This window comes from Rubrivirga sp., assembly GCF_049648075.1.
GTDB lineage: Bacteria > Bacteroidota > Rhodothermia > Rhodothermales > Rubricoccaceae > Rubrivirga.
Genome location: NZ_JBARYR010000596.1, coordinates 1 through 3,210 on the forward strand (window position 1 = coordinate 1; position 3,210 = coordinate 3,210).

Here is a 3,210-nt window from a genome sequence, read left to right on the forward strand (position 1 = left end):
TCGAACGTCCACTCATCGCCGGCGCTGACGGGGAACAGGTCCGTCGCCTCCGACACCTCGCCGATGCACTGCGTCCGGGGCGACTCAAGGACGGGTGGGACCTCGGGCTGTGGAGCGTCGGGTTGCGTCGCATCGCAGCCCACGACGGCGAGAAAGGCGGCGAGCGCGATGAAACGGAGCATAGAGTTCGAGAGCATGTCTTCGATGTATCGCTAATCCAGAACCTCCGCAAGGCTCCACTGATTGCCCCAGCTCCTCGGCGGGTCGCGGAATCCGGCTCCACCGCCGTTCCCAACTCGCTGAGCGGTACCGGCCTCGAGGACGCCGCGCGACCTCGGTCCCGTTCCGCAGATCGTGATAGGCCGCGCCGTCCTCGAGGTCGGGATCCGGCGCGTGCGTCCTCGAGAACAGGTCCTGGACGATGGGGACGACCTCCCGTGCCGTCCTCGAGGTCGGCACCGCCGGAGGGCGAGGCGAGGGGCGGACGTCGGAGCGAACGCTCGGTAAAACGCGTCGCGGGACGCGTAGCTCTCGACGCGATCGGAAGGGAGATCGAGGACTCGGCTCAGCCGCTGGCAGCTTCGACGTGGATCACGCGCGGAGGGCTGCGCTCACGGCCTCGAGGTCGGCATCCGTGAGGGTCCAACCCGCGGCTCTGACGTTGCCCTCGATCTGGGACGGCTTGGTCGCCCCCGCGATCACGGACGCGACCGGGGCGTGGGCCAGGAGGTACGCGAACGCGAGGTCCAGGATCGTGTGGCCCCGCTCCTCGGCGACCTCGATGAGTTGCTCCACGACCTCGAGGTTGTCGTCGGTCAGGAGCTCGTCGCCCATCCCAGAGAACCGGCTTCCTTCCTTGCCGCCCAGGCGGGAGCCCTCGGGCGGGGCGTCGCCTTTGCGGTACTTGCCCGTGAGCAGACCGCTTTTGAGCGGGAAGTACGGCACGAACGCCACGTCGAGGTCGCGGGCGACCTCGAGGGCGCCGTCCTCCGGCTCGCGGTGCATCAGGCTGTACTCGTTCTGAACGGCCACGAACCTCGAGGACGAGGCGGCGGCGTGGGCCTCCTGCATCTGTCTCTGGGAGAAGCCGGAGCACCCGATCTCCCGGACCTTGCCCTCCTCCACCAGACGCGACAGCTCCCCGAGCGTGTCGGCGATGGGCGTGTCCGGGTCGGGCCGGTGGAGGTAGTACAGGTCGATCCGGTCCGTGCCGAGGCGTTTCAGGCTCCCCTCGCACGCGGCGCGAACGGCCTCCGGCCGAGCCTGACCGCCGTCCCCGTCGCCCGCGCGGTAGCCGAACTTGGTAGCGATCGTCACCTCCTCGCGGTGCTCCCCGAGCGCGTGGCCCAGGAACGTCTCGCTGGCGCCCTCGCCGTACAGCTCGGCCGTGTCGAAGTGAGTGACCCCGGCCTCGAGGGCGGCGTCCACGACGGCTCGCGACCGGTCCGCGTCGATGTGCCAGCCGAAGTTGTTGCAGCCCAGGCCCACCGTAGAGACCTCGAGGGAGCCGATGCGTCGCGTGTGCATGTCTGTAGGTGGGGCAGTTTCCACGTGAGACTCGAAGGTGCAGGCGGCGTTTCCCGACCGGGACCCATGGGCGCCCTCGAGGGCGCCCATGGGTCCCGGTCGGGAAACGCCGCCTGCACCTTCGAGTCTCACGTGGAAACTGCCCCACCTACAGACATGCACACGCGACGCATCGGCTCCCTCGAGGTCTCTACGGTGGGCCTGGGCTGCAACAACTTCGGCTGGCACATCGACGCGGACCGGTCGCGAGCCGTCGTGGACGCCGCCCTCGAGGCCGGGGTCACTCACTTCGACACGGCCGAGCTGTACGGCGAGGGCGCCAGCGAGACGTTCCTGGGCCACGCGCTCGGGGAGCACCGCGAGGAGGTGACGATCGCTACCAAGTTCGGCTACCGCGCGGGCGACGGGGACGGCGGTCAGGCTCGGCCGGAGGCCGTTCGCGCCGCGTGCGAGGGGAGCCTGAAACGCCTCGGCACGGACCGGATCGACCTGTACTACCTCCACCGGCCCGACCCGGACACGCCCATCGCCGACACGCTCGGGGAGCTGTCGCGTCTGGTGGAGGAGGGCAAGGTCCGGGAGATCGGGTGCTCCGGCTTCTCCCAGAGACAGATGCAGGAGGCCCACGCCGCCGCCTCGTCCTCGAGGTTCGTGGCCGTTCAGAACGAGTACAGCCTGATGCACCGCGAGCCGGAGGACGGCGCCCTCGAGGTCGCCCGCGACCTCGACGTGGCGTTCGTGCCGTACTTCCCGCTCAAAAGCGGTCTGCTCACGGGCAAGTACCGCAAAGGCGACGCCCCGCCCGAGGGCTCCCGCCTGGGCGGCAAGGAAGGAAGCCGGTTCTCTGGGATGGGCGACGAGCTCCTGACCGACGACAACCTCGAGGTCGTGGAGCAACTCATCGAGGTCGCCGAGGAGCGGGGCCACACGATCCTGGACCTCGCGTTCGCGTACCTCCTGGCCCACGCCCCGGTCGCGTCCGTGATCGCGGGGGCGACCAAGCCGTCCCAGATCGAGGGCAACGTCAGAGCCGCGGGTTGGACCCTCACGGATGCCGACCTCGAGGCCGTGAGCGCAGCCCTCCGCGCGTGATCCACGTCGAAGCTGCCAGCGGCTGAGCCGAGTCCTCGATCTCCCTTCCGATCGCGTCGAGAGCTACGCGTCCCGCGACGCGTTTTACCGAGCGTTCGCTCCGACGTCCGCCCCTCGCCTCGCCCTCCGGCGGTGCCGACCTCGAGGACGGCACGGGAGGTCGTCCCCATCGTCCAGGACCTGTTCTCGAGGACGCACGCGCCGGATCCCGACCTCGAGGACGGCGCGGCCTATCACGATCTGCGGAACGGGACCGAGGTCGCGCGGCGTCCTCGAGGCCGGTACCGCTCAGCGAGTTGGGAACGGCGGTGGAGCCGGATTCCGCGACCCGCCGAGGAGCTGGGGCAATCAGTGGAGCCTTGCGGAGGTTCTGGATTAGCGATACATCGAAGACATGCTCTCGAACTCTATGCTCCGTTTCATCGCGCTCGCCGCCTTTCTCGCCGTCGTGGGCTGCGATGCGACGCAACCCGACGCTCCACAGCCCGAGGTCCCACCCGTCCTTGAGTCGCCCCGGACGCAGTGCATCGGCGAGGTGTCGGAGGCGACGGACCTGTTCCCCGTCAGCGCCGGCGATGAGTGGACGTTCGA

4 protein-coding genes are annotated in these 3,210 nt (G+C 69.3%); 2 read left to right on the forward strand and 2 right to left on the reverse strand.

The window, feature by feature from the left end; genetic code table 11:
- A partial coding sequence (locus WBA11_RS16460; protein ID WP_424521736.1) for a hypothetical protein occupies window positions 1–182 on the reverse strand: 182 nt, incomplete at its 3' end.
- Window positions 183–591: 409 nt separating this feature from the next.
- Window positions 592–1,527, reverse strand: coding sequence for an aldo/keto reductase (locus WBA11_RS16465; protein WP_424521737.1), 936 nt, complete (start codon window positions 1,525–1,527; stop codon window positions 592–594).
- A 156-nt stretch (window positions 1,528–1,683) separates the two neighbouring features.
- Between WBA11_RS16465 and WBA11_RS16470 the strand changes: the two genes are divergently transcribed.
- Complete coding sequence (locus WBA11_RS16470; protein WP_424521737.1) at window positions 1,684–2,619, forward strand: aldo/keto reductase; 936 nt, start codon at window positions 1,684–1,686, stop codon at window positions 2,617–2,619.
- Between the two features lie 409 nt (window positions 2,620–3,028).
- On the forward strand, window positions 3,029–3,210 hold a 182-nt coding region (locus tag WBA11_RS16475), incomplete at its 3' end, for a hypothetical protein (protein ID WP_424521736.1).

Excerpts from the sequence above, each read along its gene's own strand:
- WBA11_RS16465 (WP_424521737.1), bottom strand. The coding sequence starts at position 1,527 with ATGCACACGCGACGCATCGGCTCCCTCGAGGTCTCTACGGTGGGCCTG.
- WBA11_RS16470 (WP_424521737.1), top strand. The coding sequence starts at position 1,684 with ATGCACACGCGACGCATCGGCTCCCTCGAGGTCTCTACGGTGGGCCTG.